The sequence below is a fragment of the Sphingomonas sp. IW22 genome, assembly GCF_041321155.1.
GTDB lineage: Bacteria > Pseudomonadota > Alphaproteobacteria > Sphingomonadales > Sphingomonadaceae > Sphingomonas.
Map to the genome: position 1 here is coordinate 1,888,456 of NZ_JBGGWB010000001.1, position 20,309 is coordinate 1,908,764.

Here is a 20,309-nt window from a genome sequence, read left to right on the forward strand (position 1 = left end):
CGCCCCCGCTGCATCGTCGCGAACATCTTCCCTAAATTCGTTACGATCCGCTTTCCACGACGATTCCGCAGCACGTCGCGGCGACCCCCATTTTTCGCGGCATACCCTGTTCAGGGGACGCGCCACGGCGGTCCGCCCGATAGCAATCCGGATGCAGCCCGTATGGTTGCCCGGCGTGGGGGCCGGAAACAGGGGGAGACGTGCAGTGAAGCATATGTGCTTCGTGCCGCAGGGGTTCACACGGGCAATTGGCGGGCGCGGGTGTTGCGCCGGATGCCATGCAAGCCCTGTGTCTGGTGACGCGAACTGCGACACCGGCAGGCGCTCAACCCAATATTGATGCCGTGCGCGGGCGGGCCTCAGGGCCGCTCTGCGCCATTTTCGAGAAAGATCGGAACCTATGTTCAAGACCACCGTGTTTCGGGCGGGATGCTCGCTTTTGGCTATGGCTACGCTTGCAGCTTGCAGCGGCGGAGATGGCGGCGGCGGTAGCGGCCCGTCCTCATCAGTCGACGGCACTGCGCCGGTCGTGACGATTTCGGCCAACAGCGACACCGTGGTCGGCGGCGCCCAAATTGTGTTCACGGCGACGGCGAACGACGCAGTCGACGGCGCATTGACCCCGCAGGTAAGCTGTAATGGCGGCACGCTGACCGGGCTTATTTTGCAGACCCAGGCTGTCACGGCCCCGACCACCATTCAGTGCAGCGCCGTCGCCACCGACAAGGCGGGAAATCGTGGCACGGCTCAGGTCGTGGTGAATGTTCAACCCGCCAATGCCAGCCTTGTCCTTACCGAAGGACAGACCGGCGTTGCAGCCGGCGGCGTCGCTGTTTTGACGGCCAACGACATTCCGTTGTCGGACGACGCGTATCAGGCGACCATCGGCGGTCAGCCGGTGACCGTGGTGCGGAGTGCCGCGAACCAGCTGGCGTTCATCGTGCCGACCGGCCTGAGCGGTGCGCAGACGCTGGCGGTCACGATCGGCGGTCGGACGTTCAACCAGGCGGTTACGGTTGGCGCAGCGCCGGCCGTCGCCGATCCGCGAGGGGTAGTCGCGAACGCCTATAATGTGGCGATCGACAACATCAGCCGGCAGATTTCGGCCGGTTCGGGTTATAGCGCGGCGGAAATCAACCTTCTGACTACGCAGCGCAGCCAGTTGCAGCAGGCGCTTGCCAATCTGGGCAATGTCCCCAACGCCGAGGTCGAGGCGCTGGCCGCGATACTCGTATCGAGCGGTCTGACACAGAGCGGCGCGAGCGCCGGGATGGTTCAGGCCAGCTTCAACCCCGGCCCTTGCCGCGACGGGCTGCGAGACTTCGTTCGACAGAATATGATCGTGGCCAAGCTGTTGGGGATCGCGGCGATCGGCGCCTATACGTCCAGCGTATTTCCGGTCCTGGGGCCGACGGTGGCTGTGCTGTCATCGGGAACGGCAATTGGGCTGCTGGTCGGGACTGACGGTATTCTCGATCAGGTCGATACCGTGCTTGACGCCTGTTTCGAGGAAACCGAACTGCAACTGCTGGAGCGGATCGTGGCCGACCAGAACGCAGTACGCGTTCGCCCCCTGTCGACGACACCCGTCTATGGCTTTGAAAGCAACAAGGCCAAATCGTTCGAACTGAAAGCGCTGGTAAAGGCGGACGATTCGGTTGTCGGCTCGGTCAGCAGCGCGTTTGCCACATTGGGGGCAATCGTCGCCAAGCTTCCGGTGGTTCCGGATTCGGTCAACGCGGTGCTGCCGCGACTGAAAACCGAACGGGAGGAAAATGTCGATCCACGAACGGTGTCGCTCGGCGCAATCTCACGCGGCGATATCACGGGATCGGCAGGCATCTCCGGTTCCAATCTGGTTCTGAAGTTCAACGCCGCCGAGAATGCGCCAAATGGCAATCTGGACTTCCTGTTCAACCTGAACCGCCCCAATTCAGAGGCCAGGATTGTCTCCGCCCGACTGATGGTGGCGCGGCCTGAAGCTGACGACGCATCCATTCAGGTAAGGCAGGGGACACCAACCCAGTCCAATGTTCAGGTCCGGGGCGCCGAAACGCTGGAAGTCGTTGGCCAGCCCAGCCATGGCAGTGTGACGCTGGGTAACGACGGCCGCTTTGTCTATACGCCGGCGGGCAGTTATTTCGGCGACGACAAGTTCACCTTCCGTGGCCGGAATTCGCATGGTGTTTCGAACACGGCGACCGTGCTGGTCAGCGTGGTTCGTCAATTCGAAGGCGCCTGGGCACTCAACGTCGTGTCGACGACGCGCGCGGAATCGCACCCCGGCCTGTGCCCGAATGAGAACAACAACGTGACGGTGAACATCGCAAAGATTTCGGACACCCAGTATTCCGCAAATTATCTGGGCTTTGAAATCCCGCTTACGATGAGCAGCAAGGATGACCCCAACGGCCTTCGCGGATCGGCAAGCGCGACCTATGCGGACGATCCTGGGCGGACCAGTGAGACGCTGACCGTTCAGCTTCCCAGCAGCGCGCAGCTGATCGGCTCTTCCACGTGGAGCTATAGCGGGCCGGGCGGCACCAACTGTTCGGGCGTTACCCGGATCACCGGCACGCGGCCGTAAGCGCGTTACGACGGGCCGCTGTCGCCGTGATGCGACGGCGGCCCGCTGGTTCACGGCCCCGCCCATGTCCCGTCCGCGCGATGCGGGCGGGACATCGTTGTTTTATGTCGTGACCTCACAACGACCGTTATCGGCGCGGGCCTCAACGGCCGAGATGGGGGTATGCTCACCGTCCGCTTTCGGGTGAAGATCGCCGAAAGCGGAAAGCGGTTCGGATTGACTCAGGGGATCAGGCGATCAGCGCGCAGGCGCTCGAACAGTGCGAAGAAGGCGTCATCCGTTGACTGATACTCGCTAAAACCCAAGCGTCGGCTTTTGGACATGTCGGTCACTACCTCGATCGGGCGCCCGAGATCGGCGTCGGTATGCCAGGGCGAAGCGAGGCGCGAAAGGTCGGGTTCGGCCAGCCCCTCACGCTCGGCGATATTGCGCCACAGGCCGGCGTCATCTGCCATCTGCGCCTGCAGCGGGCGCGGCGTTCCATCGAAAGGTGCTGCCTCAAGCCCAAACCAGTTGGCGATGCGGCTCCACATCCACTGCCAGCGGAAGACATCGCCGTTGACGATATTGAACGCCTGGTCATGCGCGACTTCGGTTTCCGCCGCCCAAAGCAGATGGCGGGCGAGCTGACGCGCATCGGTCATGTCGGTCAGCCCGCTCCACTGCGCCGCCGAGCCTGGAAAGGCGAACGGCCGCCCACTCTCGCGACACAGGGTCGCATAGACAGCAAGCGTGGTGCCCATGTTCATGGCATTGCCAACCGCCTTGCCGATCACGGTATGCGGGCGATGCACGCTCCATGTGAAGCCGTCGCGCGCCGCGGCGGCGAATACTTCATCCTCCTGCGCGTAATAGAAGTTCTCGACGTCGAGCCGCCCCTGCTCCTCGCGGAATGGCGTCTGCGGCAGCACGCCTTTGCCGTACGCCTCGAACGGTCCAAGATAATGCTTCAGGCCCGTTACGAGCGCGACGTGACGCGGGCCCGCCGGCTTGGGCAAGCCGTCGAGCAGGTTGCGAACCATTGCCGAATTGACCCGGATGTTTTCCGCCTCGCTGTCCTGCCGCAACCAAGTGGTGATGAAAACCGCGTCGGGTGCGATCCCAGAAAGCGCGGCAGCCGTTGCAGAAGCATCCTGCAGGTCGGCAGCGACGGGTTCGACGCCCTCCTGTGCGGTCGGACGACGAGCGAGGCCGTAAACCTTCCATCCCTGCTCGAAAAGCAGACCCGCGGTTGCATTGCCGACGATCCCGCTCGCGCCTACCACCAATGCCGTCTTCGTCATTTCGATCCTTTCGTGATTCATCGAACCCGAGCTAGGCAGCAGGCGCGGCTGCTTCTAGACGGCACCAAATACGGGGCCAGGCACCAGGAGGTAACCAGCCATGCAGCCGGGATCGGCCGAAGAGGAATGGCGTGAGGACTGCGCGCCGCGACGGATTCTAGCGCTCTTCGCGACCAAGTGGACCAGCATGGTGCTCCATACACTGCATGCGCGTCACGCTGGTGCGGCGCGCACCGGCGTACTCCAGCGCAGCCTTCCTGGCATCTCCAAGAAGATGCTGACCCAGACGCTGCGCGAGATGGAGGACGTGGGGCTTATCACGCGTCACGTCCAGAGCGTCGTTCCGCCGGCGGTGGTGTACCGACTGACTGCGCTGGGGAAGCGCTTTGTAGAGCCGGTCGAGCTTCTCTACGCTTGGGGACGTGACAACGCCGATGCGTTGGATCAGCTCGGCGGACGTCCCACCGCGCGCAGATCATAGCCGCCGGAACGTCTGCTCGCACATGCCGCTGCTCGGCCAACTAACATCCGAGATTGGGGAGTTAGCGCACGGGCAGCACTTGTGAATGCATGCCTTGGATCAGACCCAGCCCCTCTGTCGTTTATAGTCGAGAATCGCCTGGGCGTACATCACGTGCGCCAATGGCCCAGGATGCAATCCGCCGCCATGCATCGTGGCCCGAACAACGGTGCCGGCCGGCTTCGCAGTTCGGCCACCCTGCCAGACGACGTCGCAGGTGTAAGGGCCGCTGCCGCTCACGGCTCGCACAATCGCATAATGATAGGATCCGCCGGGCGCTCCGAAGCTCAGATAGTCGCCTACCGCCGGCTCGTTCACCAATGATACGGTCGACCCGCTGGCATACTCGGCAGCCAGAGTGCTGGCGAACGGCAGAACCTTTAGCTTGTCGCGACCATTGCCCGTATCCGCGCTGCCATAGCGCCAGGGCGCGATGCTATGCTGGATCGTGCCGTCAGCGCGAAGGGGTGCGCTTGCATCGCCGAGGCCGTCCGGCCCGCCTATTGCCGCGTTGGCCTGCCAACGAACGCCGTTGGGATAGACGTTTTGCGGGGAGGGGTGGAACTGGTTTTCGACGGTCGCATATCCGTCGGTTGATCCGGGATAGGCGATCATCTCGATCTGGGTGGCAGGTACGGTCTCTCCGACAACGGAACGAATATTTCCGATCGTGCCGCGCAGGTAACCGAGCAGGGCCGGGGTCGTGATTGAGCCGTTTATGCTGTTGGTCCCGTGCTGACAGATGATCTCGTCCACCGGGGAAACGCCGCCGTTCAGCGCCTTGGCTTTGGCGAGCATTTCCAGCTTCTTCGAGATCGCTTCCCGGTTCGCATACGCCTCCGGATTCTGCCCGGGGACGCACAGGTTAAGGGACGAGATGCGCTTCGTATCGGTGTTTTCGTCCAATCCCAGCGCCACATACCCGAACTCAGCGCGCGGCGAGTGATAGGCGCTGCTGGTATATTGGTCCGCACCGGCGCCGATGGAATCGCCAACCACGACGACAGACGGGCGACCGTCACCACCCTTGGCGATCATGCCCGCAGCGCGCCAGGCATTGCTGTTGGTGTTGTTGAGCGAGCCAGTCGTCAAATAGGATGCCATGCTTGCCGCCCCGCCGCGGCCGCTCTCACCTGACGCAGCCGCAGGATCGCGTGGGATGGTCCCCTCGCGCGTAAACTGGAACGCTTTCCGCATCTCGATAAGCGTGTTGGCTGGCAAAGTGACACCGGACAGACGAACCCACTTGCCCGCCCCATCGATTCGAGGACCAACGATTTCATCGCCGGCAGCGATCGTCGCGGTCTGCCAAGAGCCATCGATAAGGAACGAAATGCCCTCGATCCGCATGGCGGCGGTCGTGGCGATCTCGTGCATCAGGCCATTCGGGGCGTTGTAGAAGGCGGGAAAGAACAGCGCGAACTCGCTGATATCCCACTCTCCGGTGGCAAATACCTGAGAGTCCACTTGGTAGGGGTAGGCCGTGTTATAGGCGTAACCCAAAGTTGCCTGCCGAAATCGCGTCCCCGCCGCCCGATAGCGCGGGTCTGGCTTACCGTCGGGCATCATCGGTCCCGGCGTTGGCGTCCGGGTCGGGGTAGGGGATGGCGTAGGGGTCGGCGTTGGTGTGGGCGCGGGATTTGATGAAATCGGCTCACTGCCCGAATTGGCGCCGCCACCGCTGCCACAAGCAGTAACGCAGAAGCCGACGCCCAACATAAGCGTCGTACGACGCGAAATCTTTTCCATCTTGCCCCCCAATGCCGGGATGAAGCCCGAACAACCTCGTGTAGTGGCCGCTAGTTTGACCGCTCGTAGGTTCCCGGATCGGCGGTTGACCCTACGAACGATTGATCGCCCGCTATCCATGCGTCGATAGCAAAGTGACCGCGCTGTTAAACATCAATTATCACAAACATATCCACTATGGAGGAGACAAGTTTTGACCTACTGAAAACCTTTCGAGGCGCGTTATTTTGTATTGACTATAGAAATAAAAAAATATTTGGACTATTTTACGCCTACGGCTGGGTGCCTCATCGAGAAGCCGCTGCAGACCATTCCTCTGACCCTTGGGCACCAGCAGCGCATAGGTGTTGCTTGCCTGCTCGACGACCGAACCGCTGAGTTGCGGCTCTTCTCTTGGCTGGCTGCGGCGGATCCCGCGCGGGAAACCATTGTCGCCCCATGGATGAAAGGCGATTCGCTCGATCCGCTTTCATGCGCGCGGCCACGCCCGCCGCCGAAAACCCCGCCGGCGAGGTTGCGCTCTCAGCGACATGTAATCGCCGCCAACCCCCGCGACATGCGCGATTCGGTCAGCTGTGATCCATTGCGATGTGGAGAGGCGCTGCAGCAAACAGAGCCGCGGCCTCGCGCCGGTGGCCGTTGATGATGAGGGCGGTGTCGCCGAACCAATCGCGTGCGATCGACAGGTTCGACGGATCAACTGCCGTCGCGCAATGAAGCGGCGCCGCGAGCAGCAGCGTCCGCTCACCATCGCTGCGGCGGAATGCCACCAACGAATCTGCGCGCGCGCCGATGACCTCGACCGGATCGAGCTGCGCGTGAAAGATCGCGGGATGCTCGATACGCAGGCGAAGCATGGCGGCGATGAGCCCCTGCTTCACCGCGCCGCTGCGCCAATCCTGAAACAGGGCAGGCGCGTCGGCCCAAACCGGCACTGCTTGGCGTGCGGCATAGTCAACAGACCGGCGATTGTCGGGATCGACCAGGCTCAGGTCCCATCGCTCCGCGCCCTGGTAACAGTCGGGCACCCCGGGCAATGTGCAGCGCAGCAGTGTTTGGGCGAGCGAATAGACCGCCCCGGCGGGCGCAACGCGATCGACAAAGCGCATGATCGCCGCCCGTGCTGCCGCGTCGTGCAACAACGTGCCGATATAGTCCGCGACCCGCGCCTCATGCGGTTCGTCGGGCGCAGTCCAGGACGAACGCAACTTGGCCTCACGCAACGCCTTTCGCGACCAGTCGATAACGCGCCGTTCGAATGCGTCACCGGCATCGGCCGGGTCATAGGGCCATGCGCCGACAAGGGTCTGCACCACCGGATCGCGATCGGCCGCGTCCAGCCCGTTGGCATGCGGATCGAGCGTTTCGAGTAACGCGCGCCATTCGTCGGGCATTTCGCTCAGCGCCGCCAGCCGTGCGCGCACATCCTCACCACGCTTGTGATCATGGGTAGCGGTGGTGAGCATCGCGTGCGGGAAATGATCGGCGCGCGCCGCAACCCGCTTCAGAAAGGTGCTTGGCGTCTGTGCGAAGCGTGCAGGATCGAAGCCGACATCGGTGCGCGAAAGGAGGCGGCCATAGCGGTAGAAGGCGGTATCCTCGACCGCCTTGGCCGCCAATGGCGCGCTCAACTGCTCAAAACGGCGGCTGGCGTCGCCGCCCGCCAGAATGCGGCTGGCCAGCAATGCGGGCAATTCGCCCTCGCCCGGTGCCGCATCAGCACGCGCCGCGCCGCCCGCGCGGGCAAGACGTTCGGCGCCGTCGGCCGCGGTACCGGCATAGGTGCGATAGGCGGTAAAGTGCAGCAGCAATCCGGTCAGCGCGCGCTTTACCATGCCCAGCGTCACGTCGCGCGTCGCCGCATCGCCGCGCATTGCGACGTGGAAGGCGCGGGCGGCAGCGTTCAGCTGTCCGGGGAGGGTCCAGTCGAGGATTTCGCGGCGGGCACGATGCTCTTCTTCGGCAAAGGCGGCGGCACGGCCGCTGCGCGACGCACATAATTCGGTGAGCGGCGCTTCGCCATCGGGGTCGTGGAGCAGCGCGGAGACTTCGTTCATGAAGTCATAGCCGCTGGTGCCGTCGGTTTCCCATTCGGTCGGCAGCGCCTCGTCCGCGGCCAGGATCTTCTCGACGATCAGCCATGCGCGCCCCGGCCGCTGCGCGTCGAGCGTGCGGCGCAGCTTGCGGCAATAGCCCGCCGGGTCGGCCAGCCCGTCGACATGATCGACCCGCACTCCGTCGATCAATCCTTCGCGGTACAGGCGCAGCGGCAGCGCATGAACCGCATCGAACACGCGATCGTCCTCGACCCGCAGACCCGCCAGTTCGGTAATGTCGAAGAAGCGGCGCCAGTTGATCTCATCGGCAGCGGTGCGCCACCAGGCGAGGCGGTAATGCTGGCGTTCCAGCAGGTCGTGCAGCCGTGCGGCGCCGCCCGGCGTGGAGGCATCATAGTCGGCGGGATCGAGCGGGCGATCCTGTGGCCGTATTGGGAAGCGGTGGGTGCCGTGCGCGATCACGGCACTGCCGTCGTCGGCCAGCGCCAGCGCGCCAGAACGCAGCGCTTCCCCATAGGGAAGACCGAGAAACGGGGCCAGCAGCTTGCCGGCAAGCGCCGGGTCGCCACCTTCCCAGTCGATGTCAAAGGTTCTGGCATGTTCACTGTCCGGCCCGTGCTCCAGCACGTCCAGCCACCAGCGATTATCGTCGCCACCCACCGCCATATGATTGGGCACGATGTCCAGGATGATGCCGATGCCATGGTCGCGCAGCGTCGCCGCCATCGCGCGAAACCCGTCCTCGCCGCCCAGTTCGGGATTGATGTGCAGCGGGTCGACGACGTCATAGCCGTGAGTCGAACCGGCCCGTGCGGTGGCGATGGGAGAGGCGTAGAGGTGGCTGATGCCCAGATCGGCCAGCTGCGGCGTGATCGCGGCCGCATCGGCAAAGCCGAAGCCCTTGTGAAACTGTATGCGGTACGTGGCGCGGGGGGTCATCGGGGTCTTTCGTCGTTGAGCCGCTTGATGCGCGCCCCCACATCCGGGCGCGCAAAGATCGCGTCGGCGGGGTCGGGCAGGCGGCGGCGCCAGTTCGGATGTTCGTCGACCGTGCCGGGCAGGTTCGGTGCCTCCTCCAGCGCCAGCAGATCCTCGACCGGAATGATGGCCAGCGCGGCGGGCGTCTCGGCCACCATGTCGATGGCCGCATTGGCGGCGGCCGCAGAGTCGTCGGCGGTGGGTTGGGGATCAACGCTGCCGGTCGCCGCCCACATCGATGCGCGGTCGACCTCGCGTGCCTCACGCTCCGCCGCCCGGTCGCCTGCCGCACCCAGCCGTTCGCGCCAGTCGATGTCGGTGCCACGCCACCATCCGGCGATGGGGGGCAGGTCGTGCGTGCTGGTCATCGCCACGGCGGCGGCGTCCCATCGGCCCGGGGGGATGAAGGCGCCGCTCCGGTCGCGCTCGAACGGCAAAACGCGCATCCCCAGGATGCCGCGTTCGGTCAGCCGGTCGCGCAGGCCGGGGGGTACGACGCCCAGATCCTCACCGATGACGATGGCGTCATGGCGGCGGGATTCCAGCGCGATCAGCCGCAGCAGGTCGTCCTCCGGTTGCGCCAGATAGGCGCCCTCCAGCGGGGACGCGCCATCGGGCACGACCCACAACCGGCGCAGTCCTAGGGCATGGTCGATGCGAATGCCCCCGGCATGGGCCATCGCGCTTCGCAACAGGTCGATGAACGGGCGATAGGACCGCGCGCGCAGGGCGAGGGGAGAGAAGCTGGTGATCCCCCAATTCTGACCCGCCGCCTGAAACGCGTCGGGCGGCGCGCCGATGCCGATGCCCAGCATCAGTTCGTCGCCCCGGCTCCACGCATGGCTGCCGCCCTTGTCGATACCCACGGCAATATCGCCGACCAGCCCGATTGCCATGTCGGCGGCGGCGTTGGCGGCTTGCGCCAGCCCGGCTTCGGCACGCCATTGCAGGAACAGGTGGAAGCGGACCTCCTCCCCATGATCGCGGGCGAATTCAGCGACCTGTGGGCTGTCCGGGCGGCGATAGGCTTCGGGCCAATCCTGCCACCCGCGCGCGCCGCCCTGTGCGTGGAAATGGGCGTAAAGCGCCTCGAACATCGCGTGTTGGCGCAAGCCGTCATCGGCCCCGGCGACATAGGCGGCAAAGTCATCGCTGCCGCCCATCGCGGCGAAATCCTGTCGCAGCGCGGCCATCTTCGCCGCCACTGCTTCGGGCCAGTCGATCAGTGCCCGGCCATCCGCCGCCAGCGGCGTGCGCGTCGGCGCATACCATCCATTCAGGAAGCGGCGGCTGGAGGGGGAATAGGGGCTGTAACGGCTGGGATCGGCAGTGAAAAGCGCGTGGACCGGGCTGAGCATCAGCGCGTCCGCACCCGCATTGGCCGCTTGCGCCGCGAAATCGGCCAGCGCCGCCATGTCGCCGAATCCGCCCGCGCCGGCCAGCGAATAAAGCTGCACCGCCAGCCCCCAATATCGCCGCTCGGCAGCGGGCGTCACGCCGCTTGCGGGGGTGACGATCAGGTCCAGCGTGCCGCCATCATGCTCCAGCGTGTGATAGCCGGTTACGTCGACGACCGGCGCGGCATCGAGGTCGAGGTCGCGCGCGCCCCCATCCTCCAGATGCAGCCGCGCGTGACCCGACAGCCCCTCGACCGCAGCCCCCGCATCGACCACGCGGCACGTCTCCGCCGCGGCCATTTGTGCTTGCGCCAGGCTTTCGCGACATTGCGACACGCTGGCGCAGGGCAGACCAAGGCCGCTCAGCACCGCACGCAGGCTTTCGGGCGAAACACGCCGCGCGACGCCGTCGGCATCCTCCCAGTCGATCAGGATACCGGCGGCCTGTGCCAGCGCTTCGGTCGCGGCGTCGTGCATCACGACAGCCACGCGGCAAAGGCGGCGGGCGGGATCGTGCCGCCTGCGGGCGCGTCACCCACGACCGCCAGCGGCGCGCCGTTCGGCAGATCGACCGCGACGGGCGCATCGCCCAGATTGAGAGCGATGGTCAGCACCCGCGCCCCCAACCGCCACTGCGCGCGCACCGCCCGCTCGCCAATGGCCGCAGCGCCGAGAGCCTCGGCATCGTCCAGTGCGGGCACGATATGCGCGTGGCGCAGCCCAAGCAGCTCGGCATAGAGCGTCCGCCACGCCGCCGCGTCGGGTCCGGGTTCGGGGCGCGACTGCTCGAACGTCGCGCGGGCATTGGGATCGGGAATGGCGGCCCGCGCCTGCGGATCGGAAAAGCCGGGAAAGGCCGCGAACTCGCCGCGCCGCCCCTCTCGCACCGCGTCCGCCAGTTCGTCGTGAAAATCCGTGAAGAACAGGAACGGTGATTCCGACCCCGTCTCGTCACCCATGAAGGTGAGCGGGATTTGCGGGCACAGCAGCAACAGGCCCGTGGCTGCGCGCAGCCGTGCGGCATCGGTCAGCAGCGTCAGCCGTTCGCCCAGTGCGCGATTGCCGATCTGGTCATGGTTCTGAAGGAAGCTGACGAAGCGGATCGGGGACAGATGGGCGCTGGGCATCCCGCGCGCGCGACCCTTCTGGTTGGGCGAACCTTGCCCCTGATAGATGAAACCTTCGGCCAGGCACTGGGCGAGCTTCTCCGCCGGCGCCTCGGCAAAGTCGCGATAATAGCCATGTTCTTCGCCGGTCAGCAGGACGTGCATCACATTGTGGAAATCGTCGTTCCACTGCGCGTCGTACGCTCCGTCCAGCTTGCCCGCGTCATTATGCTCGTTTTCCAGCACCAGATGGACGTGCCGGTCGGGAAAGGCGCCGCGCACTTCGCCCGCCAGCCGGTCGAGAAACGCATCGTCGCCGATGGCGTGCACCGCATCCAGCCGCAGCCCGTCGAAACGGAACTCACCCAACCAATAGAGCGCGTTGTCGATGAAGAAGCGCGCCACCGCCTCCCGCTGAAAATCGATCGCGCCGCCCCATGGCGTGTGAAGATCGGCCTTGAAGAAGTCGGGTGCATAGGCGGGCAGGTAATTCCCGTCCGGCCCGAAGTGATTATAGACCACGTCCAGCAGCACCATCAGCCCATGGCCATGCGCCGCGTCGATCAGCGCCTTCAGATTGTCCGGGCCGCCATAGGCGGCGGTCGGGGCATAGGGCAGCACCCCGTCATAACCCCAGTTGCGCGTGCCGCCACAGGTCGCAAGCGGCATCAGCTCGATCGCGGTGAAGCCGAGTGCGGCAATGTCCGCCAACCGATCCGCAACCCCCGCATAGCCGCCGAGCGTGCCGACATGCACTTCCTGCACCGCCGCCTCACGCCATGGCCGCCCGCGCCAGTCGGCGTTCGTCCAGCGATAGCTGTCGGGCGCGGGGATGATGCTCCAGCCGTGAACATCCCCCGCCTGTGCGCGTGACGCGGGATCGGGCACCGACTGTCCATCCGACAGGACGAAGCGATAATGCGCGCCGGGGGCGGCGGTGGTGTCGCCTTCGAACCAGCCGTCGGCCGTCGCCGTCATAGCGATCGGCGCCGCGCCTTCGATCTCCAGCGTCAGCGCCTCGACGCCCGGCGCCCAGATCGAAAAGCGCGTGCCGCCATCGGCCAGCGGTTGCGGTCCCCATTTCATTCGATCGGCCCCGTTGCATGGATCAGCACGGCAGAGCGGTCGCGGACCTGCACCGTTGCTTCGGTCAGGTCATATTCGCCGATGCCGGTATCGGCGCTGTCCACCAGCAGGCGGCGATGATGATGCGGCGCGGGCAGCGTGAATTCGAGCGTCGATTCCGACCCGTTCATCAGCATCGTGATCGCTTCGAATCCGCCATCCTCGGCAATGCGCGCGCGGCGCATCACCAGCGCCTTGCCGTGCGGATTCTCCCAATCCTCCGGTGACAGGGCGTTGCCGCGTTCGTCGAACCAGTCGATGTTGCGGATGCCGGGCGCGATCTCCTCGCCATACAGGAACGCCGCCGACCGGACGAGCGGGTAATGCTTGCGGATCAGGATCAGGCGGCGGACGAAGTGGGACAGGCTTTGTCCCTCCTCGCTGGCCGCCTGGCTCCAGTCGAGCCAGCTGATCTCGTTATCCTGGCAATAGGCGTTGTTGTTGCCGAACTGCGTCCGCCCGAATTCGTCACCGGCCAGCAGCATCGGCGTGCCGAGCGAGGCAAGCAGCGTGATCAGCATCGACCGGCGCACGCGTTCGCGCACCGAATTGATTGCCGGATCGTCGCTCGGCCCCTCAGCGCCCCAGTTGCACGACAGGTTTTCGGAATGGCCGTCGCGATTATCCTCGCCATTCGCCTCGTTATGCCGGTGTTCGTACCGGGTGATGTCGGTCAGCGGCTGGCCGTCATGGCTGGCGACGAAGTTGACGCTGGCCCATGGGCGGCGCGCGCGGCGATCGAACAGGTCGCCCGACCCGGCAATGCGCGCGGCGAACTCCCCGCGCACGCCCTCATCCCCGCGCCAGAAACGGCGGGTGGAATCGCGGAACTTGTCGTTCCATTCGGCAAAGCCGGGCGGATGGTTGCCCAACTGATAGCCGCCCGGCCCAATGTCCCATGGTTCTGAGATCAGCTTGACGCGGCCAAGCACCGGGTCCTGCCGCAACGTGTCAAAGAACGACGCCCCGGGGTCGAACGCACCATCCCCCGTTCGCCCCAGCGTCGCGCCCAGATCAAAGCGAAAGCCGTCGATACGGAAACTCTCGACCCAGTAGCGAAGCGAGTCGGTCACCAGCTGCAACACGCGCGGCTGGTCGAGGTTGAAGGTGTTGCCGGTGCCGGTATCGTTCACGCAGTAACGCGGATTGTCCTTTTGCAGCCGGTAATAGGTCGCATTGTCCAGACCGCGAAAACACATGGTCTGGCCCATTTCGCTGCCTTCGGCGGTGTGGTTGTACACCACGTCCAGAATGACCTCGATCCCCGCTGCGTGCAGTCGCCGGACCGACAGGCGCAGGTCGTCGGCATCGCCCGAACCAAGGTAGCGCGATTCCGGCGCGAAGAAGGCCAGGGTGTTGTAGCCCCAATAATTGACCAGCCCCTTTTCCTTCAGGAACCGGTCCTGCACGAACCCGTGGATCGGCATCAACTCGATCGCGGTGATGCCCAGCCGCTTCAGATGCGCGATGACGTCCGGGTGGCTCAGCGCGCGATAGGTGCCGCGTTCGGACGCAGGCACGGTTTCCATCAGCTGCGTCAGGCCCTTTACATGCGCCTCGTAAATGACCGTTTCCGCCCAGGGGGTGTTCGGGCGGCGATCGTCACCCCAGTCGAAACTGTCGGAAACCACCACCGATTTGGGCATGGCGGGTGCGCTGTCGCGGCGGTCGAAGCTCAGGTCCGCGCGTGACGAATTGACGCGATAGCCGTGCAGCGCGTCGCTCCACCGCACTCGACCGAATGTCCGCCGGGTATAAGGGTCGAGCAGCAGCTTGTTCGGGTTGAACCGGTGCCCCTGTTCCGGTTCATAAGGGCCATGTGCGCGAAAGCCGTAAAGCAGGCCGGGCCGCGCATCGGGCAGGTAGCCGTGCCAGATTTCATCGGTCCATTCGGGCAGTTCCAGCCGTGCGATCTCCCGCCGTCCGCTTTCGTCGAACAGGCACAGTTCGATCTTTTCGGCATGGGCCGAAAACACGGCGAAGTTCACGCCAAGACCGTCAAAGGTCGCGCCCAGCGGATAGGGTACGCCGCTGCTCAGGCGGTCGGGGATTCGGGTCAAGGGGTCAGGCTCCTTCGCGGCGCAGGATCAGGGTGGCAAGCGGCGGCAGGGTCAGGCGCAGGGAATGCGGCTGGCCGTGCGCCGGATGTTCTTCGGTCGACAGCGTTTCGGCATGACCGATGCCGCTGCCGCCATAGCGGGGGGCATCGGTGTTCATGATCTCCCGCCAGTTGCCGGTGTCCACGCCGACGCGGTAATCGTGCCGCGGCACCGGCGTCATGTTGACCACGCACAGCAGCGGCGGCGCGCCGTAATGGGAGCAGCGGTGAAAGGCGAAGACGCTGTTTTCCGCGTCGTCGCTCACTGCCCATGCAAAGCCGCGTTCATCCGCATCGCTTTGATGCAGCGAACCTTCGGCGCGGTAGAGCGCGTTCAGGTCGCGAACCAGCGCCTGCACGCCCGCATGGTCGGCCTGGCCCAGCGCGGCCCAGTCCAGTTCGCCGTCATGGTGCCATTCGTGCCACTGGGCGATCTCCCCGCCCATGAACAGCAGCTTCTTGCCCGGATGCGCCCACATGAAACCCAGATAGGCGCGCAGATTGGCGAATTTCTGCCAGCGGTCGCCAGGCATCTTGGCGATCAGCGATCCCTTGCCATGCACCACCTCGTCATGGCTGAGCGGCAGGATGAAGCGTTCGGAAAAGGCATATACCGGGCCGAACGTCATTTCGCCGTGATGCCAGCGGCGATTGATCGGGTCCTCCTCCATGTAACGCAGGGTGTCGTTCATCCACCCCATGTTCCATTTATACTGGAAGCCCAGCCCGCCATGGTCAGGCTCAGCGGTAACGCCGGGGAAGGCGGTCGATTCCTCCGCAATGGTGATCGCGCCGGGGCAGCGTTCGCGCACGGCCGCGTTCATGCGCCGCAGGAAATCGATCGATTCCAGATTCTCGCGGCCGCCATGCATGTTGGGCACCCATTCGCCCGCCCGCCGGCTATAATCGCGGTACAGCATCGACGCGACGGCATCGACCCGCAGACCGTCGACATGGAAATGTTCCAGCCACCACAGGGCGGATGCGATCAGCATTCCCGCAACCTCGCGCCGCCCAAGGTTGAAGATCAGCGTGTTCCAATCGGGATGATATCCCTCGCGCGGGTCGGCATGTTCGTACAGCGCGGTGCCGTCGAACCGTTCCAGCCCGTGCGCGTCCGACGGGAAATGCGCGGGCACCCAATCCAGGATCACGCCGATCCCGGCGCCGTGGCAACGATCGACGAAGCGCGCAAACTGTTCGGGCGTGCCGTACCGCGCGCTGGGCGCAAAGGGCGACAGCGGCTGATAACCCCATGATCCGCCGAACGGATGCTCGGCGATCGGCATCAGTTCGACATGGGTAAAGCCCATTTCGGTCAGATAGGGGATCAGCTGATCCGCCAGCTGGTCCCAGTCATGCGTCCCGCCATGCCACGGGCGGCGCCACGAACCGGCATGGAGTTCATAGACCGAAATCGGCGCGCCGGGATGCTGACGCTCCCCACGCGTTGCCATCCAGTCGGCGTCACTCCAGCTGAACGTGGGGGCAGGGGCCACCACGGATGCCGTCGCGGGCGGACATTCGGTCGCGCGCGCCAGTGGATCGGCCTTGTCCCGTCGCACGCCGTCGGCGCCGATCACCGCATATTTGTATGAAGCACCCGCGCCGACGCCGGGCACGAACAGCTCCCACACCCCGCCATCATGGCGCAGCCGCATCGGCAGCCGCCGCGCATCCCAGCTGCAAAAGTCGCCGATCACGCTGACGCTGTGCGCGCTGGGCGCCCAGACGGCGAAGCGCGTGCCCGCCACGCCGTCCACCGTATCGGGATTGGCCCCCAGCCGCAGTGCCAGCTCCCAATGCGTACCTTCGCGCAGCAGATGCAGGTCAAGCCCGCCCAGTTGCGGCGGAAAGGCATAAGGGTCTGCCCCCTCGCTTACGCCGCCGCCCGGCCAGCAGGCGCGCAGGCGATAGGGGCCGCCACGATGCTCCGCGACGAACAGGCCATCGACCCCGCCCGGCGTCATTTCGACAGCACCGTCCGACGAAATAAGAGACACGGCATCCGCGCCGGGAAGATAGACGCGCACCACCCCATCATGCGCCCCAAGATACGCAAAGGGATCGCGCAGCCAGTCCAATCTCTCGCCGTCCGACCGTGCCACATTCACCCCCATGTTGCGCCATCGAACGCCGCATCCGGCAATAAGTGCCGCAACGCGTAATTTATCGTGGATCCAGTGGAACCGCAGCAGCGTCGCGGCGCTTCACCTTTGACTGGCAAAGGGGGAACGACATGCCGCCAAGTGCAACGTTGAGAGGTCTGGTCACGCGGCAGGCGATGGCAATCGTCCTTGCCGGCGGTCGCGGCAGCCGATTGATGGAACTGACCGACATCCGGGCAAAGCCCGCCGTCTATTTCGGCGGAAAGACGCGGATCATCGACTTCGCCCTGTCGAACGCCCTCAATTCCGGTATTCCCCGTATCGGCGTGGCGACGCAGTACAAGGCGCACAGCCTGATCCGCCATCTGCAAAACGGCTGGAGCTTCTTTCGCAACGAACGCAACGAAAGCTTCGACATCCTGCCCGCCAGCCAGCGCGTGTCGGAAGAGAACTGGTATCTCGGCACTGCCGACGCGGTTTATCAGAACCTCGACATCATCGGCAGCTATGCGCCGAAATACATCCTCGTCCTGGCCGGCGACCATATCTACAAGCAGGACTACGGCGTGATGCTGGAAGAGCATTGCGAAACCGGCGCCAGTGTCACCGTCGGCTGTGTCGAAGTGCCGCGCATGGAGGCAACGGCGTTCGGCGTCATGCATGTCGATGATAACGACCGCATCATCGACTTCCTCGAAAAGCCCGCCGATCCGCCGTCGATGCCGGGCCATCCCGACCTCGCCCTCGCCAGCATGGGCATCTATGTGTTCGAGACGGAGTTCCTGGCGCAGGTGCTGCGGGAGGATGCCGCCGATCCCAACAGCAACCACGATTTCGGCAAGGACATCGTGCCGAAACTGGTTCGCGACGGGAATGCGCGCGCGCACCATTTCGGTCGCTCGGCCCTTCGCTCCGGGCCTGAGGCGGAGCCTTACTGGCGCGATGTCGGCACGCTGGACGCCTATTTCGCGGCCAATATCGACCTGACCAACACCGTGCCCGAACTGGACCTGTACGACCGCGAATGGCCGATCTGGACCTATTCGGAAATGACCGCCCCGGCCAAGTTCGTCCATGACGAGGACGGACGCCGGGGAGAGGCGATCTCCTCGCTCGTCTCCGGCGATTGCGTCGTGTCGGGCGCGTCGTTGCGCCATTCGCTGCTCTTTACCGGTTGTCGCATCAACAGCTATTCGGCCATCGAGAACGCGGTGCTGATGCCGCGAGTGAAGGTGGGCCGATCGGTGCGACTGAAGAACGTCATCATCGACCGGGGCGTCGAGATTCCAACAGGCATGGTCATCGGCGAAGACCCGGTGCTGGACGCAAAGCGGTTTCGGCGGACCGAAAACGGCATCTGCCTGGTCACCGCGCGGATGATCGAGGCGCTGGATCGCTGATGGTGCTGCGCCTGCTGTCGGTCACGTCCGAACTCTATCCGATCATCAAGACCGGCGGGCTGGCCGACGTGGCCGGGGCGTTGCCAGCCGCGTTGGAAAAGGCGGGGGTCGATACGACGACGCTGGTTCCCGGCCACCCGGCCGTCATCGATGCGCTTTCGGGGGCGGTGCCGCTCCACCACTATAACGCGCTGATGGGCGGGCAGGCGACGTTGCTGCGCGGGTCGGCGGCGGGGCTGGACGTGATCGTCCTTGACGCACCGCATCTCTTCGATCGACCGGGCAACCCCTATCTTGGTCCCGATGGTCGCGACTGGCCCGACAATGCGCTTCGCTACGGCGCCTTCGCCCGTGCCGCCGCCGATCTAGCGGGCGGGCGCGTGGCCGGGTTCGACGTTGACGTGGTGCAACTTCACGACTGGCAGGCGGGTCTGGCCGCCGCCTATCTCCATTACGATCCGCCCGCGCGCCGTCCGGGGGTTGTCGCCACCATTCACAACCTGGCCTTTCAGGGCATTTTCCCTGCCTATCTACTCGGTTCGCTTGGATTGCCGGCTGAGGCGTTTTCGCTGGACGGGGTCGAATATCACGGCTCGATCAGCTTTCTGAAAGCTGGGCTGATCTTTGCCGATCGCATCACGACCGTTTCCCCCACCTATGCCGCCGAAATCATGGAGGAGGACGCGGGCATGGGCCTGGATGGCCTGCTTGCCGGACGGGCCGATATCGTGTCGGGCATTCTGAACGGGATCGACACCGATGTCTGGAACCCGGCCGAAGACCCGGCGCTTGCCGCACCGTTCAGCGCCGCGACCCTGTCCGCGCGTGGCGCGAACAAGGCGGCGTTGCAGCGCGACCTGGGGTTGGACATCGACCCGCGCGCCTTCCTGATCGGGTCCGTCGGGCGCCTGACCGAACAAAAGGGCATGGACCTGTTGCTCGCGCTGTTGCCCGAACTGGTCGGGCACGGCGCCCAGCTTGCCCTGTTGGGCAGCGGCGACCGCGATCTGGAAGCGGCGCTGCGAACGCTGGCACAGACGCATCCTGGACGGATCGGTTGTCATATCGGCTATGACGAGGGGCTGGCGCACCGGATTGAGGCGGGGGCCGACATCTTCCTGATGCCGTCGCGTTTCGAACCCTGTGGCCTGACCCAGATGTACGCCCTGCGCTATGGCGCGGTGCCGGTAGTGGCGCGCGTCGGCGGGCTGGCCGATACCGTGATCGACGCCGGACCCTATGCGCTGGCGCAGCGCGTCGCGACCGGTTTTCAGTTCGCGCCCGGATCGCTCGGTTCGACGCGCGCGGCGTTGATGCGGGCAATGGCGATGCACCGCGATGCGCCCGATGCCTGGGCGCGGCTTCAGCGCAACGGCATGGCCACCGACTGTTCATGGACCACACCGGCGCGCCAATATGCCGCGCTGTTTCGGTCGATCAGCCCGTCGTCTTTGGCTTGACCGCACGCTTGGCCTTGGGAAGCGGGGCGCCCGCTTCCGCCGCCTTTCCGGCGCGGGGCGCGCGGGCACGCTTTGTCTCGGCCGGCGGTGCGGCTTCTGCCGGCTTCTGCACCTGATCCTCGCTCGACACGGTTTCGTCGCCATCGATTTCGCGTGCGGCGTCGTGCCAGTGGTCATCGTGACGGCCCGCGGGGCGGCCTTCACCTTCCCACAGTTGATAGGCGCGTTCCCGTACGCGCGTCTCCCGGTCTTGTTGCCGATCGTCGGTCATTCGTCCTTCCCTTCCGAACACCAGGCTGCATCAGCGTACAACCAGCATATCCTGCTCTCGTTGCATCATTTTCCGTCCGACCGACAGACGCGACGAGAATTTGGGTGAAGACAGCGAAAATGGGGGCGACGGCCTGCGCGTTTGCCCGGCACCGTTTCGGGCGACGATAT

Annotated in this window: 12 protein-coding genes; 4 read left to right on the plus strand and 8 right to left on the minus strand. The window is 65.1% G+C overall.

Annotation, left to right across the window (positions count from 1 at the left end; all coding sequences use genetic code 11):
- Positions 1-445: 445 nt before the first annotated feature.
- Positions 446-2,587: an Ig-like domain-containing protein gene (locus ACAX61_RS09265; protein WP_370714473.1), complete on the plus strand. Its 2,142-nt coding sequence runs from the start codon at positions 446-448 to the stop codon at positions 2,585-2,587.
- Between the two features lie 221 nt (positions 2,588-2,808).
- On the opposite strand, the gene ACAX61_RS09270 is transcribed toward ACAX61_RS09265, so the two are convergent.
- Positions 2,809-3,870, minus strand: coding sequence for an SDR family oxidoreductase (locus ACAX61_RS09270; protein ID WP_370714474.1), 1,062 nt, complete (start codon positions 3,868-3,870; stop codon positions 2,809-2,811).
- A 100-nt stretch (positions 3,871-3,970) separates the two neighbouring features.
- On the opposite strand from ACAX61_RS09270, the gene ACAX61_RS09275 reads away from it, so the two are divergent.
- Positions 3,971-4,351 carry a winged helix-turn-helix transcriptional regulator gene (locus tag ACAX61_RS09275; RefSeq protein WP_370714475.1) on the plus strand — a complete coding sequence of 127 codons (381 nt, stop codon included), beginning with the start codon at positions 3,971-3,973 and terminating at the stop codon, positions 4,349-4,351.
- 99 nt (positions 4,352-4,450) lie between these two features.
- On the opposite strand, the gene ACAX61_RS09280 is transcribed toward ACAX61_RS09275, so the two are convergent.
- From ACAX61_RS09280 to glgB, 6 genes are all read right to left on the minus strand, one after another.
- Positions 4,451-5,959, minus strand: a complete 1,509-nt coding sequence (locus tag ACAX61_RS09280) for a hypothetical protein (RefSeq protein ID WP_370714476.1) — start codon at positions 5,957-5,959, stop codon at positions 4,451-4,453.
- A 749-nt stretch (positions 5,960-6,708) separates the two neighbouring features.
- Positions 6,709-9,135 (minus strand): malto-oligosyltrehalose synthase, encoded by a 2,427-nt coding sequence (gene treY, locus ACAX61_RS09285; RefSeq protein WP_370714477.1) that lies wholly within the window; start codon positions 9,133-9,135, stop codon positions 6,709-6,711.
- The gene (gene malQ, locus ACAX61_RS09290; protein ID WP_370714478.1) at positions 9,132-11,060 is read right to left on the minus strand and encodes a 4-alpha-glucanotransferase; all 1,929 of its coding nucleotides are present in this window, start codon (positions 11,058-11,060) and stop codon (positions 9,132-9,134) included. Before malQ ends, treY begins: the two co-directional genes overlap by 4 nt.
- Entirely contained in the window at positions 11,048-12,763 is a 1,716-nt protein-coding gene (gene treZ, locus ACAX61_RS09295; RefSeq protein ID WP_370714479.1) for a malto-oligosyltrehalose trehalohydrolase, read from the minus strand. Before treZ ends, malQ begins: the two co-directional genes overlap by 13 nt.
- Positions 12,760-14,862 (minus strand): glycogen debranching protein GlgX, encoded by a 2,103-nt coding sequence (gene glgX, locus ACAX61_RS09300; RefSeq protein WP_370714480.1) that lies wholly within the window; start codon positions 14,860-14,862, stop codon positions 12,760-12,762. Before glgX ends, treZ begins: the two co-directional genes overlap by 4 nt.
- Before the next feature lie 4 nt (positions 14,863-14,866).
- Positions 14,867-17,020, minus strand: coding sequence for a 1,4-alpha-glucan branching protein GlgB (gene glgB, locus ACAX61_RS09305; protein WP_370714481.1), 2,154 nt, complete (start codon positions 17,018-17,020; stop codon positions 14,867-14,869).
- A 119-nt stretch (positions 17,021-17,139) separates the two neighbouring features.
- Here glgB and glgC point away from each other — a divergent pair, with 119 nt between their 5' ends.
- A complete protein-coding gene (gene glgC, locus ACAX61_RS09310; protein ID WP_370714482.1) occupies positions 17,140-18,408 on the plus strand; it encodes a glucose-1-phosphate adenylyltransferase in 1,269 nt (422 codons plus the stop codon).
- On the plus strand, positions 18,408-19,868 hold the full coding sequence (gene glgA / locus ACAX61_RS09315) for a glycogen synthase GlgA (protein ID WP_370714483.1): 1,461 nt from the start codon (positions 18,408-18,410) through the stop codon (positions 19,866-19,868). The genes glgC and glgA overlap by 1 nt, the downstream gene beginning before the upstream one ends.
- On the opposite strand, the gene ACAX61_RS09320 is transcribed toward glgA, so the two are convergent.
- Positions 19,846-20,139: a DUF2934 domain-containing protein gene (locus ACAX61_RS09320; protein ID WP_370714484.1), complete on the minus strand. Its 294-nt coding sequence runs from the start codon at positions 20,137-20,139 to the stop codon at positions 19,846-19,848. The two genes, glgA and ACAX61_RS09320, sit on opposite strands and share 23 nt — an antisense overlap.
- Between the last annotated feature and the right edge of the window lie 170 nt (positions 20,140-20,309).